The sequence below is a fragment of the Rhodococcus sp. P1Y genome, assembly GCF_003641205.1.
Classification (GTDB): domain Bacteria; phylum Actinomycetota; class Actinomycetes; order Mycobacteriales; family Mycobacteriaceae; genus Rhodococcoides.
This window is the reverse complement of the sequence record NZ_CP032762.1, coordinates 4,941,268-4,966,631: the sequence shown is the minus strand read 5'-3', so window position 1 is coordinate 4,966,631 and position 25,364 is coordinate 4,941,268. Positions and strand designations below refer to the sequence as shown.

At 60.8% G+C, this 25,364-nt stretch carries 17 protein-coding genes and 3 rRNA genes; 16 read left to right on the top strand and 4 right to left on the bottom strand.

Features of this window, described 5'->3' with window-relative positions; translation table 11 throughout:
* Nucleotides 1-388: 388 nt before the first annotated feature.
* From atpB to D8W71_RS22800, 9 genes are all read left to right on the top strand, one after another.
* Nucleotides 389-1,114, top strand: coding sequence for a F0F1 ATP synthase subunit A (gene atpB, locus D8W71_RS22840; RefSeq protein WP_121119789.1), 726 nt, complete (start codon nt 389-391; stop codon nt 1,112-1,114).
* 71 nt (nt 1,115-1,185) lie between these two features.
* Nucleotides 1,186-1,437 carry an ATP synthase F0 subunit C gene (locus tag D8W71_RS22835; RefSeq protein WP_019667280.1) on the top strand — a complete coding sequence of 84 codons (252 nt, stop codon included), beginning with the start codon at nt 1,186-1,188 and terminating at the stop codon, nt 1,435-1,437.
* A gap of 6 nt (nt 1,438-1,443) precedes the next feature.
* Nucleotides 1,444-2,007, top strand: a complete 564-nt coding sequence (locus tag D8W71_RS22830; protein WP_121116843.1) for a F0F1 ATP synthase subunit B — start codon at nt 1,444-1,446, stop codon at nt 2,005-2,007.
* Nucleotides 2,008-2,014: 7 nt separating this feature from the next.
* A complete protein-coding gene (locus D8W71_RS22825; RefSeq protein WP_121116841.1) occupies nt 2,015-2,842 on the top strand; it encodes a F0F1 ATP synthase subunit delta in 828 nt (275 codons plus the stop codon).
* 93 nt (nt 2,843-2,935) lie between these two features.
* Entirely contained in the window at nt 2,936-4,579 is a 1,644-nt protein-coding gene (gene atpA, locus D8W71_RS22820; RefSeq protein WP_121116839.1) for a F0F1 ATP synthase subunit alpha, read from the top strand.
* A 54-nt stretch (nt 4,580-4,633) separates the two neighbouring features.
* Nucleotides 4,634-5,608 carry a F0F1 ATP synthase subunit gamma gene (locus D8W71_RS22815; RefSeq protein ID WP_121116837.1) on the top strand — a complete coding sequence of 325 codons (975 nt, stop codon included), beginning with the start codon at nt 4,634-4,636 and terminating at the stop codon, nt 5,606-5,608.
* Between the two features lie 3 nt (nt 5,609-5,611).
* Nucleotides 5,612-7,060, top strand: coding sequence for a F0F1 ATP synthase subunit beta (gene atpD / locus D8W71_RS22810; protein WP_121116835.1), 1,449 nt, complete (start codon nt 5,612-5,614; stop codon nt 7,058-7,060).
* Between the two features lie 30 nt (nt 7,061-7,090).
* Nucleotides 7,091-7,450 (top strand): F0F1 ATP synthase subunit epsilon, encoded by a 360-nt coding sequence (locus tag D8W71_RS22805; RefSeq protein WP_115968166.1) that lies wholly within the window; start codon nt 7,091-7,093, stop codon nt 7,448-7,450.
* Between the two features lie 33 nt (nt 7,451-7,483).
* Nucleotides 7,484-7,921: a DUF2550 domain-containing protein gene (locus tag D8W71_RS22800; protein ID WP_201265165.1), complete on the top strand. Its 438-nt coding sequence runs from the start codon at nt 7,484-7,486 to the stop codon at nt 7,919-7,921.
* Here D8W71_RS22800 and D8W71_RS22795 read toward each other — a convergent pair.
* On the bottom strand, nt 7,918-8,496 hold the full coding sequence (locus D8W71_RS22795) for a cob(I)yrinic acid a,c-diamide adenosyltransferase (RefSeq protein ID WP_121116833.1): 579 nt from the start codon (nt 8,494-8,496) through the stop codon (nt 7,918-7,920). The genes D8W71_RS22800 and D8W71_RS22795 overlap by 4 nt on opposite strands.
* A gap of 55 nt (nt 8,497-8,551) precedes the next feature.
* Here D8W71_RS22795 and murA point away from each other — a divergent pair, with 55 nt between their 5' ends.
* A complete protein-coding gene (gene murA, locus D8W71_RS22790) occupies nt 8,552-9,805 on the top strand; it encodes a UDP-N-acetylglucosamine 1-carboxyvinyltransferase (RefSeq protein ID WP_121116831.1) in 1,254 nt (417 codons plus the stop codon).
* On the opposite strand, the gene pdxR is transcribed toward murA, so the two are convergent.
* Nucleotides 9,798-11,165 carry a MocR-like pyridoxine biosynthesis transcription factor PdxR gene (gene pdxR, locus D8W71_RS22785; RefSeq protein WP_236077577.1) on the bottom strand — a complete coding sequence of 456 codons (1,368 nt, stop codon included), beginning with the start codon at nt 11,163-11,165 and terminating at the stop codon, nt 9,798-9,800. The genes murA and pdxR overlap by 8 nt on opposite strands.
* 106 nt (nt 11,166-11,271) lie before the next feature.
* Here pdxR and D8W71_RS22780 point away from each other — a divergent pair, with 106 nt between their 5' ends.
* From D8W71_RS22780 to D8W71_RS22760, 5 genes are all read left to right on the top strand, one after another.
* Nucleotides 11,272-11,973, top strand: a complete 702-nt coding sequence (locus D8W71_RS22780; RefSeq protein WP_236077576.1) for a pyridoxamine 5'-phosphate oxidase family protein — start codon at nt 11,272-11,274, stop codon at nt 11,971-11,973.
* 568 nt (nt 11,974-12,541) lie between these two features.
* A 16S ribosomal RNA gene (locus tag D8W71_RS22775) occupies nt 12,542-14,055 on the top strand.
* A 346-nt stretch (nt 14,056-14,401) separates the two neighbouring features.
* Nucleotides 14,402-17,563, top strand: a 23S ribosomal RNA gene (locus D8W71_RS22770).
* 141 nt (nt 17,564-17,704) lie between these two features.
* Nucleotides 17,705-17,821 (top strand): 5S ribosomal RNA (gene rrf, locus D8W71_RS22765).
* Together the 16S, 23S and 5S rRNA genes form the textbook arrangement of a ribosomal RNA operon.
* A 630-nt stretch (nt 17,822-18,451) precedes the next feature.
* A complete protein-coding gene (locus tag D8W71_RS22760) occupies nt 18,452-19,333 on the top strand; it encodes an alpha/beta fold hydrolase (protein ID WP_121116825.1) in 882 nt (293 codons plus the stop codon).
* Between the two features lie 106 nt (nt 19,334-19,439).
* On the opposite strand, the gene D8W71_RS22755 is transcribed toward D8W71_RS22760, so the two are convergent.
* On the bottom strand, nt 19,440-22,691 hold the full coding sequence (locus tag D8W71_RS22755) for a DEAD/DEAH box helicase (RefSeq protein ID WP_121116823.1): 3,252 nt from the start codon (nt 22,689-22,691) through the stop codon (nt 19,440-19,442).
* Between the two features lie 241 nt (nt 22,692-22,932).
* Between D8W71_RS22755 and D8W71_RS22750 the strand changes: the two genes are divergently transcribed.
* The gene (locus tag D8W71_RS22750; RefSeq protein ID WP_121116821.1) at nt 22,933-24,651 is read left to right on the top strand and encodes a metallophosphoesterase family protein; all 1,719 of its coding nucleotides are present in this window, start codon (nt 22,933-22,935) and stop codon (nt 24,649-24,651) included.
* 17 nt (nt 24,652-24,668) lie between these two features.
* Here D8W71_RS22750 and D8W71_RS22745 read toward each other — a convergent pair whose 3' ends face one another.
* Complete coding sequence (locus D8W71_RS22745; protein WP_121116819.1) at nt 24,669-25,334, bottom strand: SIMPL domain-containing protein; 666 nt, start codon at nt 25,332-25,334, stop codon at nt 24,669-24,671.
* Nucleotides 25,335-25,364 lie beyond the last annotated feature (30 nt).

Below are 25,364 nucleotides of genomic sequence, written 5' to 3'. Positions count from 1 at the left end.
CGGTCAAGAAGTGGCCCCACCTACACAACGTCGTAGTTGTGTTGATAAAGTTCCGCACAAGTGAGGGTTGGACTGCCGCGAATGGGACATATCGCGAGCAAGAAGCCCTTGCAGGTAACCGAAGTGGCGTGAGTTTCACTACATGCGCGCCCGACAAGTTACCGAGTCGACGTGAGTCGCCGACACCCGACAGACGCTGGCCGATGAAGACCAGGCCTCAGCTGCTGACGACCTCGAGCCGATATCGTCGACTTGATAGATCGTCAATGTCCGATCGAACCGCAGTCGTTTGGCGTCTGCGGCCCGAACACGGGAGAGACCGCTGAGCGTCACCAACCTGGCTGCGGAGTTCCACCCGCCGTCACTATCCGACTTCTTTCCTCCCGCTGTGTTGTTCGAAGGCACACCCTTCGAACTCGACCGGCTGATGCTGATTCGCATTCTCATGACCCTCGTGTTGGTCGTGCTGTTCGCTGTCGCGATGCGCGGGCCGAAGGTTGTACCGCGGGGTCTGCAGAACGTCGTCGAGTACATGCTCGACTTCGTCAAGGTGCAGATCGCCGACGAGATTCTGGGCAAGGAACAGGGCAAGAGGTTCCTGCCGATCATCATGACGATCTTCTTCGCCGTGTTGTTCATGAATCTCTCCGGAATCATCCCGTTCCTGAACATCTCGCCGAACGCGCGAATCGGTATGCCACTCGTGCTTGCCGCCCTTGCCTACGTCACGTTCAACTACGTCGGCATCAAGAAGTACGGCTTCTTCAAGTACGTCAAGAGCAGTGTCGTGGTCCCCGACGTTCCGTGGGCCCTGCACATCATCCTGATTCCGATCGAGTTCATCTCGACGTTCATCCTCCGTCCGTTCACGCTCACCGTCCGTCTCATGGCGAACATGCTGGCCGGTCACCTCATGCTCGTGCTGTTCTTCAGCGCGACTCAGTTCTTCTTCTTCCAGGCCGCAGCGGGCATGAAGATCTTCGGCATCTTCTCCTTGGCGGCCGGTTTCGGCTTCACGCTGTTCGAGATGCTTGTCATCGGACTGCAGGCGTACGTGTTCGCACTGCTGACCGCGGTCTACATCGATCTCGCGCTGCACGCCGACTCCCACTAGACCGCACGACCAAGATCTACCTGACCCACGCACCGTCCGGTGATGGGCAACAGAAAGGGAACGGAAATCAAATGAGCCTCGCGTACCTGGCACAGGAAGTCACCGAGACCACCGTTACGGGTGGCGGCTACGGCGCAATCGGTTACGGCCTCGCAGCCATCGGACCTGGCATCGGTGTAGGCATCGTGGTCGGCAAGGCCATCGAGGGCATCGCGCGTCAGCCGGAGCTCCAGGGCACCATCCGTACCAACATGTTCCTCGGCATCGCGTTCACCGAAGCGCTCGCGCTGATCGGTATCGTCGCCGGCTTCCTGTTCGGTTAATCCGATATGGCAACCACCATCGCGTTCTTGGCCGCGGAAGAAGGCGAGGACATCAATCCTCTCCTCCCCGCGACATACGACATCGTTTGGTCTGCGGTCTGCATCGCTGTCATCGGCTTCGTCTTCTGGAAGTACATCCTTCCGAAGTTCCAGGAAGTTCTGGCGCAGCGCAGCGATCTGATCGAAGGCGGCATCAAGAAGGCCGAAGAAGCACAGGCAGAAGCCAAGGCTGCTCTCGAGCAGTACCAGAAGCAGCTTGCCGACGCTCGCTCCGAGGCTGCGCAGATCCGTGAGGAAGCGCGCACCCAGGGGCAGGCCATTCTCGCCGAACTGAAGACGAAGGCGCAGGAAGAGAGCGACCGGATCGTGGCCGCAGGCCACAACCAGCTCGTAGCTCAGCGTCAGCAGATCATCACGGAGCTCCGTAGCGATCTGGGACGTACAGCAGTGGAACTGGCCGAGAAGGTCATCGGGGAGCAGCTGTCCGACGAGGCGAAGCGCGCCGGTTCCATCGATCGCTTCCTGAGCGAACTCGACTCCGTCACCGCTGACTCTGCAGCGGGAAAGTGAGATAACCATGTACGCAACTTCTCGTGAGGCTCTTGACCGCACGCGTTCGGTTGCGAACGATGCGCTCGGTTCTGCGCAGGCAGGGCAGGCAACTGCCGCTGCGGCGCAGACCGGAGCCGAGCTCTTCGCTGTCGTGGAGACCCTCGACGGACAGCGCACGTTGCGTACCGCGCTGTCCGACGCCTCGGTTTCCGCGGAACGTCGGAGCGCGCTGGCGGAGGAACTCTTCGCCGGACAGGTATCCGAGATCACCGCGAAGGTCCTGAAGACCGCAGTCACGGAGAGCTGGTCCAAGGCATCGGATCTGCTGAACTCGCTCGTCGTTCTGGGTCGTGAAGCTCTGCTTCGCGCCGCAGCCGATCAGGATCAGCTCGACACCGTCGAGGACGAGCTGTTCCGCCTCGGCCGCATCGTTGCAGCCAATCCGCAGCTCGAACAGGCATTGTCGGATCTCGGCAAGCCCGTTCAGGCCAAGCGCGAGCTGCTGGGACGGCTGTTGTACGGCAAGGTGACTGCGGTCACCGAGGCATTGGCGATTCAAACGGTCAGTCGTCTGCGGAAGTCGGCCCCGGCCGACGCTCTGGACGAGCTGGCAGGGCTGGCAGCCCAGGTTCGTGACCGGGCAGTGGCACACGTTCGTAGTGCAGCGCCACTCAGCGACAGCCAGCTCGAGAAGCTGACTGCGACGTTGACGCGTACATACGGCAAGCCAGTGACCGTTCACGTAGAGGTCGACGCCGAACTGCTCAGCGGACTCGTTGTTCGAATCGGCGACGAGGTCATCGACGGTAGTGGGGCAGGACGCCTCGCTGCACTGCGAAAGACACTCAAGTAGTCCGGCCAAGGCACCCCCAGTCTTGACGAAGAAGCGTTTCGAAATTTCGAAGCCTTTAATACCGCGATCATTGAAGGAAGAGCAGGAAAAAATATGGCGGAGCTGACGATCTCCTCCGACGAGATCCGTAGCGCGATCGAGAATTTCACCGCGAGCTACTCACCGGAGTCCTCCCGCGAGGAGGTCGGCACGGTTACCGACACGAGCGACGGAATCGCCCACGTGTCCGGTCTTCCGTCGGCGATGTCCAACGAGCTGCTGGAATTCCCCGGCGGCGTTCTCGGTGTTGCGCTCAACCTGGATGCCACCGAAATCGGTGCCGTCATCCTCGGTGACTACGAGCACATCGAAGAAGGTCAGGAAGTCAAGCGAACGGGCGACGTCCTGTCCGTGCCCGTCGGCGACGGCTACCTCGGCCGCGTCGTCAATCCCCTCGGACAGCCGATCGACGGCCTGGGCGACATCGAGTCCAGCGAGAACCGCGCACTCGAGCTGCAGGCAGCCTCGGTGCTCGAGCGCCAGCCCGTGGAAGAGCCGCTCCAGACGGGTATCAAGGCCATCGACGCCATGACGCCCATCGGCCGCGGACAGCGTCAGCTCATCATCGGTGACCGCAAGACGGGCAAGACCGCCGTCTGCATCGACGCCATCCTGAACCAGAAGGCCAACTGGGAGTCCGGCGACGAGAAGAAGCAGGTTCGCTGCATCTACGTCGCCATCGGCCAGAAGGGCTCCACGATCGCAGGCGTCAAGGCTGCGCTCGAAGAGCAGGGTGCACTCGAGTACACGACCATCGTCGCGGCTCCCGCATCCGACTCGGCCGGCTTCAAGTGGCTCGCTCCGTACACCGGCTCGGCCATCGGCCAGCACTGGATGTACCAGGGCAAGCACGTCCTCATCGTGTTCGACGACCTGACCAAGCAGGCAGAGGCGTACCGCGCCATCTCGCTGCTGCTGCGTCGCCCGCCGGGCCGCGAGGCGTACCCCGGTGACGTTTTCTACTTGCACTCCCGTCTGCTGGAGCGCTCGGCGAAGCTGTCCGACGAACTGGGCGGCGGCTCGCTGACGGCTCTGCCGATCATCGAGACCAAGGCCAACGACGTCTCGGCCTACATCCCGACCAACGTCATCTCGATCACCGACGGTCAGGTCTTCCTCGAGTCGGACCTCTTCAACAAGGGTGTTCGTCCCGCCATCAACGTCGGTATCTCGGTGTCCCGAGTCGGTGGCGCTGCGCAGACCAAGGGCATGAAGAAGGTCTCCGGATCACTTCGCCTCGAACTGGCGCAGTTCCGTGAGCTCGAAGCCTTCTCGGCGTTCGCCTCCGACCTCGACGCGGCCTCCAAGGCTCAGCTCGAGCGCGGCGCACGTCTGGTCGAGCTGCTCAAGCAGGACCAGTACTCACCGGTTGCCGTCGAAGATCAGATCATCTCGATCTGGCTTGCCGGCCAGGGCACGTACGACTCCGTTCCCGTAGGCGACGTCCGTCGCTTCGAGACCGAGCTGCTCGAGGACCTGCACCGCAATGCAAGCGGCGTCTACGACAGCATTGCCGGTGGCAAGGCTCTCGATGACGACGCGCAGAAGGCACTCACCGAGGCGACCGAGAAGTTCAAGGCAGGCTTCCTCGACTCCGAGGGCAACCGCGTCGTCAACGAGGCAGAGGCGGACACGCTGAACCCCGACGAGGTCAGCCAGGAGCAGGTCAACGTCACTCGCAAGACAGTCAGCAAGTAGGTCTGACGAGATGCCCAGTGTCGTTACGAGTAGAGAAGGGAGCGTGAACAGCTGATGGCAAGCATTCTCGAGCTGCGTTCCCGGATCAAGTCGGTCAACTCGACCAAGAAGATCACGAAGGCGCAGGAACTGATCGCTACGTCGCGAATCACCAAGGCGCAGGCCCGTGTTGCTGCTTCCAAGCCGTACGCGGAAGAGATCACCAAGGTGCTCTCGGCATTGGCGAGTGCGTCGGGTTCGTTGGACCACCCGCTCTTGAACGAACGTTCCGAGCCCAAGCGTGCAGCAGTGCTGGTCGTGACCAGTGACCGCGGTATGTGTGGTGGATACAACTCCAACGTCCTCAAGGAAGCGGAGGAGCTGTTTCAGCTTCTTCGCAAGGAGGGCAAGGATCCGGTCATCTACGTGCTCGGTGCAAAGGGCCTCGGCTACTACACCTTCCGTGAGCGCGATGTGAAGGGTGCATGGACGGGCTTCTCGCAGGAGCCCGGCTACGCCGACGCGGCGAAGGCCAGCAAGCATCTGGTCGAGTTGTTCATGGCGGGGTCCGGTTCCGAGGTCGACGCGCCCAATGGTGAAGGCACCATCGAAGGCGTCGACGAACTGCACATCGTCTACACACGTTTCGTGTCGATGCTGACGCAGAAGCCAGAAGTTCGACGTATGGCACCCCTGGAAATCGCGTACACCGACGAAGAGATTCAGATGGGCGCCGACGCGCTCACCGATTCTCCTTCGGCGTCCGATGTTCAGGCCCAGTACGACTTCGAACCCGAAGCCGGGACTCTCCTGTCGGCTCTGCTGCCGAAGTACATCAGCACGAGGGTCTACTCCTCGCTGCTCGATGCGGCTGCATCCGAGTCGGCCGCGCGTCGTACAGCGATGAAGGCAGCGACGGACAACGCGAACGAATTGGTCGAGACCTTGAGCCGTCAGGCCAACCAGGCTCGGCAAGCCCAGATCACCCAGGAAATCAGCGAAATCGTTGGTGGCGCAAACGCGTTGGCTGACAGCGCAGGAAGTGACTAAGCAATGACCGCAGCAGTAGCCCAAGAGAACGCGAGCGGAGCGGACACACAGTCCGGCCGTGTCGTTCGGGTCATCGGCCCCGTTGTGGACGTCGAGTTCCCGCGCGGCGCCATCCCCGCCCTGTTCAATGCACTTCACGCAGAGATCACTCTGCCGACGGTGGCCAAGACCCTGACGCTCGAGGTTGCACAGCACCTCGGCGACAACTTGGTCCGCACCATCTCGATGCAGCCGACCGACGGACTTGTCCGCGGAACCGCTGTCGAGAACACCGGCAAGCCGATTTCGGTTCCCGTCGGTGACGTCGTCAAGGGCCACGTGTTCAACGCCCTCGGTGACTGCCTCGACACCCCGGGACTCGGCCGCGACGGCGAGCAGTGGGGCATCCACCGCAAGCCACCAGCCTTCGATCAGCTCGAAGGTAAGACCGAGATCCTCGAGACCGGCATCAAGGTCATCGACCTCCTCACCCCGTACGTCAAGGGTGGAAAGATCGGACTGTTCGGTGGTGCCGGCGTCGGCAAGACCGTTCTGATCCAGGAAATGATCACCCGTATCGCCCGCGAATTCTCCGGTACCTCGGTGTTCGCAGGTGTCGGTGAGCGCACTCGTGAGGGCACCGACCTTCACCTCGAGATGGAAGAGATGGGCGTCCTCCAGGACACCGCCCTTGTCTTCGGCCAGATGGACGAGCCGCCGGGCACGCGTATGCGCGTCGCCCTGTCCGCACTGACCATGGCGGAGTACTTCCGCGATGTTCAGGGCCAGGACGTGCTGCTCTTCATCGACAACATCTTCCGCTTCACGCAGGCAGGCTCGGAGGTGTCGACCCTCCTCGGACGTATGCCTTCCGCCGTGGGTTACCAGCCGACGCTGGCGGACGAGATGGGTGAGCTCCAGGAGCGCATCACCTCGACCCGTGGACGTTCGATCACCTCGCTGCAGGCGATCTACGTTCCCGCCGACGACTACACCGACCCGGCGCCTGCAACGACATTCGCCCACCTCGACGCGACGACCGAGCTGTCGCGTCCGATTTCGCAGATGGGTATCTACCCCGCTGTGGACCCGCTCAGCTCGACTTCGCGAATCCTCGAGCCCGGCATTGTCGGCGCCGAGCACTTCCGCGTCGCCAACGAGGTCAAGCGAATCCTGCAGAAGTACAAGGAATTGCAGGACATCATCGCCATCCTCGGTATGGACGAGCTCCAGGAAGAGGACAAGGTTCTGGTCGGCCGCGCACGTCGCCTCCAGAAGTTCCTCGGACAGAACTTCATCGTTGCCGAGAAGTTCACCGGCGAGCCCGGTTCGGTCGTGTCGCTCTCCGACACCATCGAGGCGTTCGACAAGGTCACCAAGGGCGAGTACGACCACCTTCCCGAGCAGGCATTCAACAGCTGTGGTGGTCTCGACGACGTCGAGGCAGCAGCCAAGAAGATCGCCGGAAAGTAGCCCGACGTGACTTCTTCGGAAACGAACGGCATGGAGGTCTCCCTCGTCGCTGTCGAGCAGAAGCTGTGGTCCGGCAACGCGACCCTGGTGAGCGCTCAGACGACGGAGGGTGAAATCGGCATCATGGCCGGTCACGAGCCTGTCCTCGGCCAGTTGGTCGAGGCGGGCACGGTCTCCATCACGACGACCGACGGCGAGAAGATCGTGGCTGCAGTCCACGGTGGATTCCTGTCAGTCACGGGAAAGACCGTCACTGTTCTGGCCGAGTCTGCGGACTTCGCTCAGGACATCGACGTCGACGCAGCACGCTCTGTCCTGGACGCGGGCGGTGACGACAAGGAAGCCCTGGCTATCGCCAAGGGCCGAATTCGCGCCGCCGAGCGGGCCTAGGTTTTACGAGAAAGCCGCGACGGGGCCAGCGAGATGCACATCGGAGTGATCGTTCTGATCATTCTGGTTGTGCTGCTCGCAGGCCTCGTCGCGGCTTTTCTGTATCGTTTGACCATTCTTCGACGCGGCGGCACCGCTGCGATCATGCGTGTCATACCGTCGGCGGGTGGCAGTGGCTGGCGACACGGTGTCATTCGATACGGCGACAACACTCTCGTGTTCTTCAAACTGTCGAGCTTGCGGCCAGGGCCCGACCACAGGATGACTCGTCAGGGCATCGAGGTGGGGGAGCGGCGCAAGCCCCGCGCCGACGAATTCGACATCATGAGTGACGAAATCGCCGTCCTCGAATTGACCCATCACGCCCACCGTTACGAAATTGCGCTGGATCGAGGCGCCCTCACGGCGTTCATGTCCTGGCTGGAGTCCCGTCCGTCTGGACGCTCGAGACGCGGCCGACCTGCGGCTTAACGCTCGCGAGATCCGCCTGGAATCCACTGGACGTCGCCGTCGGGATTTGCGTACCGACTGAGGATGAACAGAAGGTCCGACAATCTGTTCAGATACTTCGCCGGCAAAGCGCTGGTGTTGTCCGGACTCGCGTCTACAGCTGCCCATGCGGCGCGCTCGGCCCTTCTCGCGATAGTCCGCGAGGTATGAAGTAGGGCACCCAGAGGCGTCCCACCAGGCAATATGAACGACGTCAACGGCTCCAGGTCGTCGTTGAACTGGTCGCACCACCGCTCCAGTCGATCGATGTATGTCTGGTCGATGCGCAGCGGTGGATATTTCGGGTCTTCGACGACAGGCGTGGACAGGTCTGCGCCGGCGTCGAACAGATCGCTTTGAACAGTGCGGATGACCTCGACGATGTTCTCCGGTGGATTGCCAAGGGCAAGAACAACTCCCAAGCTGGCGTTGGTTTCGTCGCAGTCCGCGTACGCGACCACGCGTACGTCGTTCTTCGGTACCCGGGAGAAGTCGCTCAGCCCTGTCGTCCCGTCATCGCCGGTGCGGGTGTAAATCCGAGTCAAGTGCACAGCCATGGCGCTACGGTACCGCTCGGCTGGGACCGCACGAGCCTGGCTACGCTGTCGAACTGTGAGTGAACGCTTTTTGGTATCCGGTGGTAACCGACTCGTCGGCGAGGTGTCGGTCGGCGGTGCGAAGAACAGCGTCCTCAAGCTGATGGCTGCTGCCCTGTTGGCGGAGGGGACCAGCACCATCACCAATTGCCCCGACATCCTCGACGTCCCGCTGATGGCGGAGGTGCTCCGAGGACTCGGATGCGATGTGGTTCTCGAAGGATCGGTCGTGCACATCACGACGCCGGCAGAACCCAAGCATCACGCCGACTTCCCGGCGGTCACGCAGTTCAGGGCGTCGGTGTGCGTCCTCGGACCGCTCGTGGCGCGGTGCAGGCGCGCCGTGGTGGCGTTGCCTGGTGGCGACGCGATCGGATCGCGCCCGCTCGATATGCATCAGTCGGGTCTTCGTCTGCTCGGCGCTACCAGCGAGATCCAGCACGGTTGCGTCGTTGCCGAGGCAGAAGAGCTGCGAGGAGCGAACATCCGGCTCGCGTTCCCGTCGGTGGGGGCCACCGAGAACATTTTGATGGCTGCTGTTCTTGCCAAGGGTGAGACGGTCATCGACAACGCAGCCCGCGAACCGGACATCGTCGATGTGTGCAACATGCTCAACGAGATGGGAGCTCAGGTCAGCGGAGCCGGCACGTCGACGTTGACGATCAAGGGTGTCGCGGCCCTGAAGCCGACGACGCACAGAGTGATCGGTGACCGAATCGTCGCGGCGACGTGGGGTATCGCTGCTGCGATGACGCGCGGTGACGTTCGAGTTCGAGGCGTCAATCCCAAGCATCTGTCGCTGGTGTTGGACAAGTTGCGTTCGGCGGGATCGGAAGTGACGTCGGAGGCCGACGGCTTCAGGGTCGTGCAGCACGAGCGACCGACGGCCGTCAACTTCGCGACGCTTCCGTTCCCCGGATTTCCGACGGACCTTCAGCCGATGGCAATCGGCCTCGCTGCCGTGGCGAACGGTACCTCGATGATCACCGAGAACGTGTTCGAGGCTCGGTTCCGCTTCGTCGAGGAGATGATCCGTCTGGGTGCGGATGCCCGAACCGACGGACACCATGCGGTGGTTCGTGGCGTTCCCCAGCTATCGAGCGCTCCGGTGTGGTCCTCGGATATTCGAGCGGGCGCCGGACTGGTGCTCGCGGGTCTCTGCGCGGACGGCGTCACCGAGGTGCACGACGTCTACCACATCGACCGTGGCTACCCCCGGTTCGTGGAGAACCTGACTGCCCTCGGCGGAAGTATCGAACGAGTCAGTTGACGGACCGGAGTGCATCCGTCAGGACGTCCAAGCCGTAGGCGAGCTCGTCCTCGGAAACCGACCCGTACCCGACGATCAACCCCGTGACGGGGGAGTCGGTGCGAGTCGATTCCGCGAGGGTGTCGATGTCGACACCTTCAGCAGCCGCGCGGGCTGCAACTGCGGTTGCGACGCCGGGGTCGAGAAGCAGAGTGGTGTGCATTCCTGCGCCGACTCCGCGGAGCTCTCCGAATTCGGCCAGTCTCGCAGCCACGCGGCGGTCGCGTTCTCGGTAGAGCCTGCGGGCTGCCCGGACCGTTCTGTCCCATTCGCCGTCCCGGAGCAACGATGCGGTGGCGTGCTGGACGGGGAGTGACGGATAGTCGCCCAGATCAGTTCTGACGTCGACGATCCGATCGAGCACGTGGCGCGGCGCGACCAGCCACCCGATCCTGATTCCACCGCCCAGCGTCTTCGCTACAGTTCCGAGGTAGACGGTGCGGTCAGGTGCGAGTTCTGCCACGGTCGGCAAAGGCGCTACGCCGTAACGGAATTCGGAATCATAGTCGTCCTCGATGATCATGAGGTCACGTCGTCGGGCTACGTCGGCGAGCGCGCGACGGCGGCCGACAGGTAGCAATCCGCCGGTCGGATATTGATGTGACGGGGTCACGTACACGGCCCTGGTGTTGCTCGGTGCGCGGTTCAATTCGTCGATGACCATGCCGTCGGCGTCGACGGAGACATCGTGAACCGACCAACCCCAGCGGGTGGCTGTGGTGGTGGCGACGCGGTAACCGGGGTTTTCGTGTGCAAGCCCCGGAGAGGACGAGGAATCCGCGAGGGCCGGAAGCGCGAGGGCCATTCCGTGCATGCTCCCGGTGGTGATGATGACCGACTCAGCATCGGTTTTAAGACCTCGAGCGCGTCCGAGCAGGTCGGCGACCGCAGCTCGGAGGTGCGGCTCGCCGCGAGGATCCGGGTATGACTGAGGGGGTGGAGCGGTGCCGACCTCACGCCACGCGCGTCTCCATGCCGCAGAGACCCTCGGTGAAACCCACGGGGTGCCGGTCGCCAGCCGAACCCTTCGTTCGGGAGTGTGCGGGGTCGAGGCGGCGGATCGTGTGGGTCGGGAGGTGACGGACCGTTCTGCCGGGATGCGGCGGACGTAAGTTCCTGCCCCGTGCCGAGCGTCGATCCAACCCTCTGCGGTCAGTTGGTCGTATGCATTCTCGACGTTGGCGCGTGCGACTCCAATTTCATCGGAAAGCGCTCTGCTGCTGGGCAATCGAGCGCCGAATTCGATATGCCCGCCGTCGATTGCCGCACGAATACAGTCGGCAATCTGCACTGCAAGTGTGCGCCCTGCTGAACGATCCACCGAAATGACTAGCGAAGACGGCAGCATTGCGTTCTCCAATTGGCCTAGTGGTCTGACGTCTGAATGGCCCACGACACTAGGCCAATTGTCGTCGATGATACCGAGTGTGAGTAGCGAAACGAGTAGCGAAACGAGTAGCGAACTGTCACCCACTGAGCGGACGACGATCAAACGCGGGCGTGCTAGGTCGCGTTCCGACAGGGCCGAGTTGGTCGATGTGCTGGCGTCGGCGCGAATCTGCCACCTGGGAGTGACGGTGGACGGGACGGTCAGAGTGCTGCCGACGGTGTACGGCGTCGACTTCGACGGTCCCGACCTCGACGGGACTCTCTACCTGCACGGCTCGGTTGCTGCACGGAGCCTGGTCCAGGCGCCGGATCTCGAGATTTGTGTGACCGTCACGGTGCTCGACGGGTTGGTGCTCGCCCGCTCTGGTTTCAATCATTCGATGAACTACCGAAGCGCGGTCCTACTCGGCCGCCCGAGAGTGGTGACCGAAGACGCCGAACTCGGTCGCGCGCTCGACGCGATAGTCGACCAAGTTGTCGAGGGCAGGAGTAAGCACCTTCGATCGCACACCAAGAAAGAACTCGCAGCGACGGTGGTCCTCGCGTTGCCGTTGTACGAAGCGTCGGTGAAAGCGCGCAGCGGGGGCCCTGAGGACGATGATCGCGACGTGGCCGCCGGTGGTGTGTGGGCGGGTGTGGTTCCGGTGTCGGAATGTCTGGGCGAATCGATTGCAGCAGACGATCTGACGCCCGAAATCGCTGTGCCCCAGCATGTTCTGGCACTATCAGGCGGGCGCTGACGGAAGTATGTCGGGCGTCACACTGGGCGACTTCTGTCGCGCGGCGCTGTCCGGCGGAACGTGACGTGCCCTCACCTGGGCGAATTCGAACGGCGGACCGTTCTACCTGCCGATTTGCGCGTGCCCCTCTGCTCGCGTAACTTTTGTCGAGTCAGAGCGACACGGACACCGACCAGGTCTTCACGGACATGGCAACGAGGTTGTACGGAGTAGCTGACAGAGCATAGTAAGACAGTCTTTCCCCCAAGAGTCGGGCCTTGCGTCCGAGACCAAGCTGGGATAGGCTGGAACAGTTGCCTCGGGCACCTTGAGAACGTGGTTTCCTTGTGTGTTCGGTGTGTGCGTGTTCTTTGAGAACTCAACAGTGTGTCGATGAATGTCAGTGCCGAATGTTTTTGGTGCTCATGCCTTTCGGGGTGTGGGTGTGACATCTTCTTGCTTCATTCTTCCCGTCTGGGGTGAGGAGATATTTTGTTTTGCTAGTTGAGTTTTTTTGCTAGTGATTTGGCTCTTTTGGTTTATGACTGATTAGGTGGTGCCTTTTGGGTGCTGCTGATATCTAGAGTCTTTTACGGAGAGTTTGATCCTGGCTCAGGACGAACGCTGGCGGCGTGCTTAACACATGCAAGTCGAGCGGTAAGGCCTTTCGGGGTACACGAGCGGCGAACGGGTGAGTAACACGTGGGTGATCTGCCCTGCACTCTGGGATAAGCCTGGGAAACTGGGTCTAATACCGGATATGACCGCATGATGCATGTTGTGTGGTGGAAAGCTTTTGTGGTGCAGGATGGGCCCGCGGCCTATCAGCTTGTTGGTGGGGTAATGGCCTACCAAGGCGACGACGGGTAGCCGACCTGAGAGGGTGACCGGCCACACTGGGACTGAGACACGGCCCAGACTCCTACGGGAGGCAGCAGTGGGGAATATTGCACAATGGGCGGAAGCCTGATGCAGCGACGCCGCGTGAGGGATGAAGGCCTTCGGGTTGTAAACCCTTTCAGCAGGGACGAAGCGTGAGTGACGGTACCTGCAGAAGAAGCACCGGCTAACTACGTGCCAGCAGCCGCGGTAATACGTAGGGTGCGAGCGTTGTCCGGAATTACTGGGCGTAAAGAGTTCGTAGGCGGTTTGTCGCGTCGTTTGTGAAAACCCGGGGCTCAACTTCGGGCTTGCAGGCGATACGGGCAGACTTGAGTGTTTCAGGGAGACTGGAATTCCTGGTGTAGCGGTGAAATGCGCAGATATCAGGAGGAACACCGGTGGCGAAGGCGGGTCTCTGGGAAACAACTGACGCTGAGGAACGAAAGCGTGGGTAGCAAACAGGATTAGATACCCTGGTAGTCCACGCCGTAAACGGTGGGCGCTAGGTGTGGGTTCCTTCCACGGGATCTGTGCCGTAGCTAACGCATTAAGCGCCCGCCTGGGGAGTACGGCCGCAAGGCTAAAACTCAAAGGAATTGACGGGGCCCGCACAAGCGGCGGAGCATGTGGATTAATTCGATGCAACGCGAAGAACCTTACCTGGGTTTGACATACACCGGAAAGCCGTAGAGATACGGCCCCCCTTGTGGTCGGTGTACAGGTGGTGCATGGCTGTCGTCAGCTCGTGTCGTGAGATGTTGGGTTAAGTCCCGCAACGAGCGCAACCCTTGTCTTATGTTGCCAGCGCGTTATGGCGGGGACTCGTAAGAGACTGCCGGGGTCAACTCGGAGGAAGGTGGGGACGACGTCAAGTCATCATGCCCCTTATGTCCAGGGCTTCACACATGCTACAATGGCCAGTACAGAGGGCTGCGAGACCGTGAGGTGGAGCGAATCCCTTAAAGCTGGTCTCAGTTCGGATCGGGGTCTGCAACTCGACCCCGTGAAGTCGGAGTCGCTAGTAATCGCAGATCAGCAACGCTGCGGTGAATACGTTCCCGGGCCTTGTACACACCGCCCGTCACGTCATGAAAGTCGGTAACACCCGAAGCCGGTGGCCTAACCCCTTGTGGGAGGGAGCCGTCGAAGGTGGGATCGGCGATTGGGACGAAGTCGTAACAAGGTAGCCGTACCGGAAGGTGCGGCTGGATCACCTCCTTTCTAAGGAGCCTCTTCTCGCTCGGACCGTCACACAGGTGACGGGGAGTGAGACAGAAACCGTTTCGGATGCATACGTCATCCGGCGGTGCTCACGGGTGGAACACTGACAACGAGACATCGCGTATCGGTACGTCTTCAATGATGTACTGGCGGCGTCTATATCGGCATACTGTTGGGTCCTGAGAGAACACGCGAAAGCATGTTTCTTTCAAGGCAAGACATATACAGGTGGGAGATCGTATCCCTATCGCGGAATGGTGGTGACATTGTTCTGGTCTGATGGATGCATGTTGGTTTTCTGCGTGTGTGTTGTTTGAGAATTGCACAGTGGACGCGAGCATCTTTGTTGTAAGTAATGAAGAGCGTACGGTGGATGCCTTGGCACCAGGAGCCGATGAAGGACGTAGGAGGCTGCGATAAGCCTCGGGGAGCTGTCAACCGAGCTGTGATCCGAGGGTGTCCGAATGGGGAAACCCAGCACGAGTGATGTCGTGTTACCTGCACCTGAATATATAGGGTGTGTGGAGGGAACGTGGGGAAGTGAAACATCTCAGTACCCACAGGAAGAGAAAACAATTGTGATTCCGTGAGTAGTGGCGAGCGAAAGCGGAGGAGGCCAAACTTTGTGCGTGTGATACCCGGCAGGGGTTGCGTATGGAGGGTTGTGGGGGTTTGCTTTGTCGATTCTGCCGGATCGGCCGACAGTTAGAAATCATGGTGTTAGTCGAAGTGGTCTGGAACGGCCTGTCGTAGAGGGTGAGAGTCCCGTAGACGAAAATACTGTGACTGTTGTAGTGGATACCCAAGTAGCAGCGGGCCCGTGAAATCTGCTGTGAATCTGTCGGGACCACCCGATAAGCCTGAATACTCCCTGGTGACCGATAGCGGACTAGTACCGTGAGGGAAAGGTGAAAAGTACCCCGGGAGGGGAGTGAAATAGTACCTGAAACCGTGCGCTTACAATCCGTCAAAGCCTTCGAGTGACTTGTCACTGGGGGTGATGGCGTGCCTTTTGAAGAATGAGCCTGCGAGTTAGTGGCATGTCGCGAGGTTAACCCGTGTGGGGTAGCCGTAGCGAAAGCGAGTCCGAATAGGGCGTATCACCGTTTGGTGTGTAGTGGCGTGTTCTAGACCCGAAGCGGAGTGATCTACCCATGGCCAGGTTGAAGCGACGGTAAGACGTCGTGGAGGACCGAACCCACTTAGGTTGAAAACTGAGGGGATGAGTTGTGGGTAGGGGTGAAAGGCCAATCAAACTCCGTGATAGCTGGTTCTCCCCGAAATGCATTTAGGTGCAGCGTCACGTGTTTCTCATCGGAGGTAGAGCTACTGGATGGTCTAGGGGGCTTACCGGCTTACCGAAATCAGCCAAACTCCGAATGCCGATGAGTGAGAGCGTGGCAGTGAGACTGCGGGCGATAAGGTTCGTAGTCGAGAGGGAAACAGCCCAGATCGCCAGCTAAGGTCCCTAAGCGTGTACTAAGTGGAAAAGGATGTGGGGTCGCGAAGACAACCAGGAGGTTGGCTTAGAAGCAGCCACCCTTGAAAGAGTGCGTAATAGCTCACTGGTCAAGTGATCCTGCGCCGACAATGTAGCGGGGCTCAAGTACACCACCGAAGCTGCGGCACTCACACAATAGCCCGCATTGTTCCTACGGGGATGATGCCAGGTGTGTGGGTGGGTAGGGGAGCGTCGTGCAGCCGTGGAAGCATCGGAGTGATCCAGGTGTGGAGGCTGTGCGAGTGAGAATGCAGGCATGAGTAGCGAAAGACGAGTGAGAAACTCGTCCGCCGAATGACCAAGGGTTCCTGGGCCAGGTTAATCCGCCCAGGGTGAGTCGGGACCTAAGACGAGGCCGACAGGCGTAGCCGATGGACAACGGGTTGATATTCCCGTACCCGTGTGAACGCGCCCATGGTGAATCAGTGATACTAACCACCCTGAATCTGCGTGACCGATCTCTTTCGAGAGTGAGGCGTGTGGTGGATGCGTGGGACCTGATCTGGTAGTAGCCAAGCGATGGGGTGACGCAGGAAGGTAGCTGGGCCAGTCAGTGGTTGTACTGGTGTAAGCCTGTAGGGCGAACGGTAGGCAAATCCGCCGTTCACATAAGCCTGAGAGGTGATGCGTAGCCGATTGAGGCGAATTCAGTGATCCTATGCTGCCGAGAAAAGCCTCTAGCGAGCTTTCACACGGCCCGTACCCCAAACCGACACAGGTGGTCAGGTAGAGAATACTAAGGCGATCGAGATAACTATGGTTAAGGAACTCGGCAAAATGCCCCCGTAACTTCGGGAGAAGGGGGACCTCGTCCGGTGATCACTCTTGCAGTGTGAGCTGGGTGGGGTCGCAGAGACCAGTGAGAAGCGACTGTTTACTAAAAACACAGGTCCGTGCGAAGTCGTAAGACGATGTATACGGACTGACGCCTGCCCGGTGCTGGAAGGTTAAGAGGACCGGTTAACTGCCCTCGTGGTGGTGAAGCTGAGAATTTAAGCCCCAGTAAACGGCGGTGGTAACTATAACCATCCTAAGGTAGCGAAATTCCTTGTCGGGTAAGTTCCGACCTGCACGAATGGCGTAACGACTTCTCAGCTGTCTCAACCATAGACTCGGCGAAATTGCATTACGAGTAAAGATGCTCGTTACGCGCGGCAGGACGAAAAGACCCCGGGACCTTCACTATAGCTTGGTATTGGTGTTCGGTTCGGTTTGTGTAGGATAGGTGGGAGACTGTGAAGCGGTGACGCCAGTTACTGTGGAGTCGTTGTTGAAATACCACTCTGATCGTATTGGATACCTCAACCTCGGACCATGATCTGGTTCAGGGACAGTGCCTGGTGGGTAGTTTAACTGGGGCGGTTGCCTCCTAAAATGTAACGGAGGCGCCCAAAGGTTCCCTCAGCCTGGTTGGCAATCAGGTGTCGAGTGCAAGTGCACAAGGGAGCTTGACTGTGAGACTGACAAGTCGAGCAGGGACGAAAGTCGGGACTAGTGATCCGGCACCGGCATGTGGAAGCGGTGTCGCTCAACGGATAAAAGGTACCCCGGGGATAACAGGCTGATCTTCCCCAAGAGTCCATATCGACGGGATGGTTTGGCACCTCGATGTCGGCTCGTCGCATCCTGGGGCTGGAGTAGGTCCCAAGGGTTGGGCTGTTCGCCCATTAAAGCGGCACGCGAGCTGGGTTTAGAACGTCGTGAGACAGTTCGGTCTCTATCCGCCGCGCGCGTAAGAAACTTGAGGAAGGCTGTCCCTAGTACGAGAGGACCGGGACGGACGAACCTCTGGTGTGCCAGTTGTTCCACCAGGAGCACCGCTGGTTAGCTACGTTCGGAAGGGATAACCGCTGAAAGCATCTAAGCGGGAAGCCTGTTCCAAGATGAGGTTTCTCACCCCCTCGAGGGGGTAAGGCCCCCCGGCAGACCACCGGGTTGATAGGCCAGAACTGGAAGTCGGGTAACCGATGCAGGTGACTGGTACTAATAGGCCGAGGACTTACCACAAAGAAGCTACGCGTCCACTGTGCAATATCTGAAACAACACACGAAGTGTATTTTCGGTACACAACTAGATAGAACCAAGAACGAACACACAATTGTGTGTGTCTCCGACTTCGGTTCGCTCGTGACACTGTTTCACAGAGTTACGGCGGCCATAGCGGAGGGGAAACGCCCGGTCCCATTCCGAACCCGGAAGCTAAGCCCTCCAGCGCCGATGGTACTGCACTCGACAGGGTGTGGGAGAGTAGGACACCGCCGAACACATATTCCAGAACACCCCCGACCACCATGGTCGGGGGTGTTCTGCATTCCACAACTAATTTCCGCGCCCCACCAACACATTCCGCAGTCGACGACTCCCCAAGTGCTCCGCATTCCAGCAGTGCCTCAAGTGGCGAGCACCCGAGTGATTCGTGCGCATCCGGTCCCGAACACCGGACCGCCACATGCCAGACGCTCACCCACATGCCAGACGCACCGGCAAGAGCTAGCACCTCACCGTGCACCTGACCATTGGCGTGCATCTCGAATCAGGAACGTCGCCCCACCACGGATCCACCCCCACGATGTACGCGCAACACCCTCCCCAGCGCACATTACGAGGGTAAATCCACCCAGACGTACGCCGCCGGTCGCCGAACAACGGATCTACTCCCACGATGTACGCCCACACCCCCCCGACACCACACAACACGAGGGTAAATCCGCTCAGACAGACCACCCGCACCCGCTCGGGATCGCCGACTCCCTCCCAAGTGTTCAACCAATCCGTCTGCACCGCGCGCAGCGATCCGGTTGTGACGGTAGGTTCACCCGATTCGGACGATGCGTGAACAGCCGTAGGAAATTACGTTTGCTATCGACCGTCGATGTTGTAGGAGGAGTCGAGTCATGGCTGAGCTGGCAGATGTGAAGATCACCGACACTGCGCGCGGACCTATCGAGTACGCGATCCGCGGGACTGGCGTCCCAGTGTTGGTTCTGCACGGTTCGCCAGGAGGAATCGACGCGGCCGAAGCCATGTCGCGATTCCTCCCAGTCGAGGAGTTCCAGGCGATTCTGTTGTCTCGTCCGGGTTATCTGGGCACCGAATTGGGGGATCGGCTCACACCGACCGATCAAGCTGACCTATACGCTGCGCTGCTCGACGACCTTGGAGTCGACAAGGTCGGTGTGCTCGCATGGTCCGGAGGAGGTCCGTCTGCGTTCGCGTTCGCAAGTCGGTACCCCGGCAGGACCCATTCTTTGGTAGCTGTTGCGTGTCTGAGCGATCAGTGGGTCAATCCGACTCCCGACTTTTCCTCGCGCATCTTCCAGACGACCAGAATCGGTGACTGGCTCATGAAAAAACTCGTCGCCCATCAGCCCTTGCAAGTGATCCAGGGTGCGGTGTCCGACGAGAGTTCGCTCTCCGGCGAAGAGTTCGACGAACATGTCAAGTACATCGAGTCCGACGAGACCAAGAAGCAGTTCGTGCTCGATATGGCTCTCACCGCGTCGCAGGTCGGCAGTCGCAAAGCAGGATGGGACAACGATCTGGTCCAGTTCGCCAAGAGTTCCGATCCGGGGTGGGGAGCCATCGGTGCTCCGACGCTGCTGGTGCAGGGCACCGCAGACTCAGATGTATTGCCGGAGAACAGCGAGAAGGCGCATGCCGGTATCGCCGGCTCCGAGCTCCTGACGTTGGATCGCGGTACGCACTTCGCGTTCTACACTCATCCCGAGTCCGACTCGGCTCAGGCGAAGGCCATCGAGTATTTGCGCCGTACGTAACCACGGGTCGCGGACGACTCGCCGACACAAGTCGTTCCCTACTGCAGGATTGGGGTTTCGACTCGAGCCATAGGTCGTGTGTAGCGCGGCTCCCGTCGAACACCGATCACGCGAGCAAGGCGCGTATGTCGTCTGCGGTCAGGCCACCTGCGAACGAGCCGCCGTCGTCCATAATGCTGGAGAACAGCTTGGCCTTCCTCTCCTTCAATTCCATTACCTTCTCCTCGATGGTGCCTGTGGCGATGTAGCGGTGCACGAACACGGTTCGAGTCTGACCGATCCGGTGTGCACGATCCACGGCCTGTGCTTCGGTAGCGGGATTCCACCATGGGTCGAGGACGAAGCAGTAGTCGGCTTCGGTGAGGGTCAGCCCGACGCCGCCCGCCTTGAGGCTGATGAGAAAGACCGTCGCACCGCCCGTCCGAAACTGCTCGACCGCGGAGGCGCGGTCGCGGGTGGACCCATCCAGGTAGGCAAGCGAGATCCCTTCCGCTTCCAGTCGAGTGCGAATCTTCCCGAGAAACTTCGTGAACTGGCTGAAGACCAGCGCGCGGTGGCCACCCCGGACGACTTCGGTGAGACTCGAGACGAGTTCCTCGATCTTGGCGCTGGGAATGTCGTCGTGCAGCGGTTCGACGAGCCCGACGTCGAGACTGAGTTGCCGTAGGACAGTCAGTGACCGAAGGATGACGATGCGGTTGCGTTCGAAATCGTGGAGCAAGCCGAGAATTTTCTGCCTCTCACGCGCGAGGTGCGTCTCGTAGATCCGGCGATGGCGCGGGCCCAGCTGCACTTCGACGACATTTTCCTGCTTGGCCGGAAGATCCTGTGCCACGATCTCTTTGGCTCGGCGGAGAACCCACGGCCGAATACGGCGTCGGAGAGTGGCGAGCGCGGTTGCGTCGCCGGATCGTTCGATCGGATGTCGGTAGACGTCGCTGAACTTCGACGCCGAGGGGAACAGGCCAGGCGCCGTGATCGACAAAAGCGACCACAACTCCATGATGTTGTTTTCCATGGGGGTACCAGTGATCGCGAGCTTGAACGTCGTCTCGAGTCGCCGCACGCACTGGTAGGACTTGCTCTTGTAGTTCTTCACGTACTGGGCCTCGTCGAGTATCAGTCCGGCCCAGGCGATTGCGTCGAAATCCTCGAAGTCGAGCCGAAAGACCGTGTACGACGTCACGACGACGTCTGCATCCGCGGCGATGGACGCGAGCGATCGACGGCGTTTTGCTCTGGTGCCGAGTGCGGTAGCGACGGTCAGTCCTGGTGCGAACTTTGCTGCCTCGCGCGCCCAATTGTGGACGACGCTCGTAGGCGCAACGATCACGAACGGTGACGTCGAGTCGCCGCATTCTTTCGCCTTCGCAATCATTGCGAGGGTTTGTATCGTCTTTCCCAGACCCATGTCGTCGGCGAGTATGCCTCCCAGTCCGTGCTGCCACAGGAAGTAGAGCCACGAGAAGCCGCGGAGTTGGTAGGGGCGCAGTTCGGCGCGAAAGTTCGAAGGAGGGGTGTGATCCATGGCTGAATCCATGTTGGACAGCGCAACGACTTGTTCCTGCCACACACGGGCCTGACTGCTCACCACGCCGAGCTCGGCCAACTCCTCCCAGAGCGAGGCTTGGTAGCGATTGATGCGTAGGGGCTCGTCAGGCTTGTCCTGCAATGCGCGCGCTTCCTCGACCAACGTGCGGAGCGTGTCGAACGCGGGGTTGTCGAGCGAGAAGAAGCGTCCGTCGGAGAGAAGCAGGTGCCGAGCTCCACGGGCAATTGCAGTGATGACCGTTGCGAACTGGACATCGGCACCGTCTATGGTCAGGACTACCCCGAGGTCGAACCAATCGTTGCTGCCCTCGATAGCGTTGGTGGACAACGAAATCTGTACGTCTTCGGTGACGTCACGGAAATCAGGCAGCTCGCCGACAATGTCTACGTGCACGTTGTCGTACGCCTCGAGCAGGGGGAGGGTTTCGGCGACGAACAGCGCAGCGGCAGTACCCGAGACCGTGAATGCGCGAAATTCTCCGCCGAGGGCAAGTTCATGGCCGAGGATCGAGGACACGGTTCGGAGGAGGCCGAGTTCGGCCGCCGAGTCGCGGGCTGCGTTGTCCGGTGTACCGGAGCCTGCCTCGAAGTCGAACTCGGTGTCGTCGACGAAGTATCGCCAACGCGCCGTCACATCGAGGGTTCCAGCCCCGTCATGGGCAACTACGAGGTGAAATTCCGGGCCGGCAATGACCGGCGGGTGGTAGGTGCCGTCGGACGAAACCACGGTGGAACCGCGTGTCAACGCGGGCAGGTACCGCGTTGCGAACGACAGCCGATCCGGTGCGGGGATGCCGACGCGAGCGGATGCGACTGCTCGCAACATGTGCGGTACCGACTTGGTCAGCTGCGCGAGTCGGAAGGAACCGCTTCGTGGGTCGTACGGTTCGTCGTCGTTCCAGAACACGATGCCCGAACCGTCCGGGCCGAGGAAGTACCTTCGGTCGGCAGGTATCACGTTGCCGTCGACGATGATGCGACCTTCGATCTCCAGACTGTCTGTTCCGGTGATGTCCACTTCGAACTGCGCCGTCGACGGCCACGGAACAGTGCCACCGACACCCCGTGCGTCGATGAGCGGCACATCGCATTCACGGAGGTCCGCCATCAGATCCCACAGCAGTCGACCTGAGATGCCCGCGAGGTCGATCGAGTCGGAATGACTCGTGTGGAAGGTGTGGGACGCTCGCCCGTAGATGCGCATGTGGTGGAGCGCATTGAGCTCGCGGAGCACGTCGACCTTCTTGGTGCCTCCGTCCGACGCGTACGGAAGCGAGTTCCACGAAATTCCCTTGGTCGTCCAGGCTCCCGAGGAAGTGGCCAGCACAGGACGTGCAAGCAATTGGACGGCATTACCGAGTTGCTCCGGAACCTCGAACCGCAGTCGGAGACCGATCGTCGGGGTTCGTCGAACAGGGGCGACTACTCGGTCGTACAGCAGCGGAGCGAGTGCGGTCGCCCAGTGTTCGTCCGGGCCGAGCGGGTTCGGAACGGAGTCGATGGAGTCTGCCTGCGCCTGCAGCAGCACTGCCACGACATGTTTGCAATTGAACACCACGGGGCAGTTGCACTGCCCGAAGCCCAGTCCGACCATCCGGCCGTGCTGAACCGTCATCGACACCGTCGTCGAGTAGGGGGTGGCGCGGTTACCAGTCACCGACGCGGACACGGTCGAGTCTTTGTCGTTCCATTGGAGGTACCCGACGCGACCCTCGTCGAAATAGCGCCGGCCTCGTGCGAAGGTGTCGGCCCCGAATCGTTGTTCGTGGGACGTCAGGTCCAAGTCGTGCATCGATGGCATCGTCATGGGCGGCGATGTTAAAGGGGCCCACCGACAGGAAAAGCGCGCCGTTCGTGCAGGTCACAGACGCACCCCGTCTGGGTGATTCGGAAGTCGTAATGCAGCCGAAGCGGATTCGGGACGAGGCGGAATCTCCCAGTCCCTTTGGTCCTCGTTCGTCCCGTTCTTCAGGCCTGTTCACCCAGGGTTCATCGCGGCGTCGGCCGTACGCGTGTGCACCGACTTCTGTCGACGCAACAGTGACGTCATGCCGATCAATCCGCGAGGAGAAACCGTCGCCACCGGGGTTCCCGAGGCCACCGCCGCCGAGATGACGATGGCCGAGCAGCATGATTGGCATCGGTCATTTCTCCGTCGAAATCCGGTGTCACGCAGGAATTTTTTGGTTGGGTCGGCAGCGACTGCGGCGATCGCGGCCGTCGGAAATGTACGGTGGGCCGGTATTGCGTACGCCCAGGATGCTCCGCTTGCAGTCGGAGGTCGACACACCTCTTTCGGAGCGGATTCGGCGTCCCAGCTGCGCTTTTCGGCGCAATTGTCACGCAATCCGGGGGTGACCGGAGTGTTCCTCGATCACGGTCCCACCCCGGCGCTCGGTGCGACGACGGCGGCCGAGGTTCGCAATCTCGTCAGCCAGGTCCCGCAGACAGACGGCGGTATCCTCGGCGCCGAGCAGTTCTACGTCCACGTGCCCGTCGACGGCTTGGCCCCGAAGACCCCGCACTTCTATCGGTGGCGCACGAACGACGGCTACGTCAGCGATGTGCAGACAGTGTGGACTGCATTGCCGCCCGGTCGACATGCTCCGTTTCGATTCACGATGATGGGCGATCAGGGTGTCGACGAAACACCGAGCCAGCCAGCGGGTCTCAAAGCCGGCGACTACGACGACCTGTACTACAAGCCAGACAACGAACCTTCCGTCCGTCATGCCGCGAATATCGTGAAACAGATTGCAGCAAGCCGACCGGACTTTCACGTGCTGGCCGGTGATATCGCGTACGCGGATCCATCGGGTGCGGGCCTCCCGCCGCAGTTCGCGCCCAGTGGCGTCACCCCGCCGAAGGGATTCGACAAATTCAACCCGTTCGTGTGGGACGGATACTTCGCAGCGATCGAGTCCAGTGCAGCGACGACTCCGTGGTTCTTCGCCACCGGCAACCACGACATGGAGGCGCTGTACAGCCCGAACGGATACGGAGGACACGCTGCGCGCTTGGACCAGCCCGAAAACGGGCCTGCAGGTTGCCCTTCGGTGTATTCGTTCGTGTACGGAAACGTCGCAGTCCTTTCGCTCGACGCCAACGACGTGTCTTACGAGATCAAGGCGAACACCGGCTACAGCGGGGGTAGGCAGAACTCGTGGGTCGAGCAGACCCTGGCGAAGTATCGAGCTGATCCGAATGTCGACTTCATCGTCTGCTTCTTCCATCACTGCGCCTATTCGACGACCGAGGCGCACGCAAGCGACGGCGGAGTACGCGACGCGTGGACGGCACTGTTCGACCGCTACGAGGTCGATGTGGTTCTGCAGGGACACAATCACGTGTTCGAGAGGACAGATCCGATCAGGGCCGGGCGACCGAGCAAAGCTGCGGGGGACCAGTCCGTCGTTTACCCGAAGAACGACGGAACGGTGTACTACACGGTCGGAGGCGGTGGGCGCCCGCGCTACACATTTCAACCCGCCGAGGAGGAGTCGTATCGGGGCAATGTACTGGCGGACAATGCCGTTCCGAACAGCTACGTGTGGAGTCCGGACGGAGAGAAGCAGGACGAAGCGGTCCAGTGGTCGCGCGTGCGATTCAGGAACTACTCGTTCATCACCGTCGATGTCGTGCCCGGAATTCCCGGCATCGTTCCGAGTGAAATGCGAATCGCAGCTGTAGACGAGTACGGCCGCGAGTTCGACAAGGTCACCTATCGGCGTGACGTGCCGCTCGGAGTGTCGTTCGGTTCGTCGTAGATGCGAGAACGGACAGGTCAGCGTGCTGCGAACCTGGCGTGGACCTCGGCGCGAAGGGTGATGTCCTGGGGTTTGAGCTCGAACCCCTCGTCGGCGGACTTGTATGCGCGCGAGGCGAGCGCGTAGTCCTGGTGGGAGGACGCAGCGACACCGAGGAGGCCCGGGTCGGCGATGGCGAGCGCCGATACGGCTGATCGCCCGATGCTGTGCGCGTAGGCCTCTGCCTTTTCCATCGCGTTGTGCACCGCCAACTGGCGAACGTGCCTCGTCTTCTCAGCGGCGCTCGCCTCGGTCAATGCCCAGTCGAAGTGCCCGACGTCCACGCCGTCCAAGGCCGAGACCGCGTAGACGAATGCATCGATGACGTCGATCTGGCTGAACTCGACGTCGATCGATGCGAGTGCTTGGTAGACGTAGGGGAGTTGTTCACCATCGTGGTTGAACGGCCTGTTGCGCGAATGCCGGACCTGATCGAGCGCCCAGGCGTCGATTGGTCCGTGATCAGCGTTGTACAGCGGGTCGATGAGGCCGGTGAGTTCTCTGACGAGACTGTGCGCCGGTTCGGACGCCGACTCCGCTGAGCGTCCGTCGGTCCGGACGGACAGGGACACTGTGCACCGCTCAGGCGGATACGTGGCCTGGCCCTGGCCGACGACAGTGATTTCGACGGAGTTCGAATCCATGGTCTCGAGTGTGGCATAGACGCTGCCCGA

Excerpts from the sequence above, each read along its gene's own strand:
- D8W71_RS22835 (WP_019667280.1), top strand. The coding sequence starts at position 1,186 with ATGAGCCTCGCGTACCTGGCACAGGAAGTCACCGAGACCACCGTTACG.
- D8W71_RS22830 (WP_121116843.1), top strand. The coding sequence starts at position 1,444 with ATGGCAACCACCATCGCGTTCTTGGCCGCGGAAGAAGGCGAGGACATC.
- D8W71_RS22825 (WP_121116841.1), top strand. The coding sequence starts at position 2,015 with ATGTACGCAACTTCTCGTGAGGCTCTTGACCGCACGCGTTCGGTTGCG.
- atpA (WP_121116839.1), top strand. The coding sequence starts at position 2,936 with ATGGCGGAGCTGACGATCTCCTCCGACGAGATCCGTAGCGCGATCGAG.
- D8W71_RS22815 (WP_121116837.1), top strand. The coding sequence starts at position 4,634 with ATGGCAAGCATTCTCGAGCTGCGTTCCCGGATCAAGTCGGTCAACTCG.
- atpD (WP_121116835.1), top strand. The coding sequence starts at position 5,612 with ATGACCGCAGCAGTAGCCCAAGAGAACGCGAGCGGAGCGGACACACAG.
- D8W71_RS22805 (WP_115968166.1), top strand. The coding sequence starts at position 7,091 with ATGGAGGTCTCCCTCGTCGCTGTCGAGCAGAAGCTGTGGTCCGGCAAC.
- D8W71_RS22800 (WP_201265165.1), top strand. The coding sequence starts at position 7,484 with ATGCACATCGGAGTGATCGTTCTGATCATTCTGGTTGTGCTGCTCGCA.
- D8W71_RS22795 (WP_121116833.1), bottom strand. The coding sequence starts at position 8,496 with ATGGCTGTGCACTTGACTCGGATTTACACCCGCACCGGCGATGACGGG.
- D8W71_RS22760 (WP_121116825.1), top strand. The coding sequence starts at position 18,452 with ATGGCTGAGCTGGCAGATGTGAAGATCACCGACACTGCGCGCGGACCT.
- D8W71_RS22755 (WP_121116823.1), bottom strand. The coding sequence starts at position 22,691 with ATGACGATGCCATCGATGCACGACTTGGACCTGACGTCCCACGAACAA.
- D8W71_RS22750 (WP_121116821.1), top strand. The coding sequence starts at position 22,933 with ATGCCGATCAATCCGCGAGGAGAAACCGTCGCCACCGGGGTTCCCGAG.
- D8W71_RS22745 (WP_121116819.1), bottom strand. The coding sequence starts at position 25,334 with ATGGATTCGAACTCCGTCGAAATCACTGTCGTCGGCCAGGGCCAGGCC.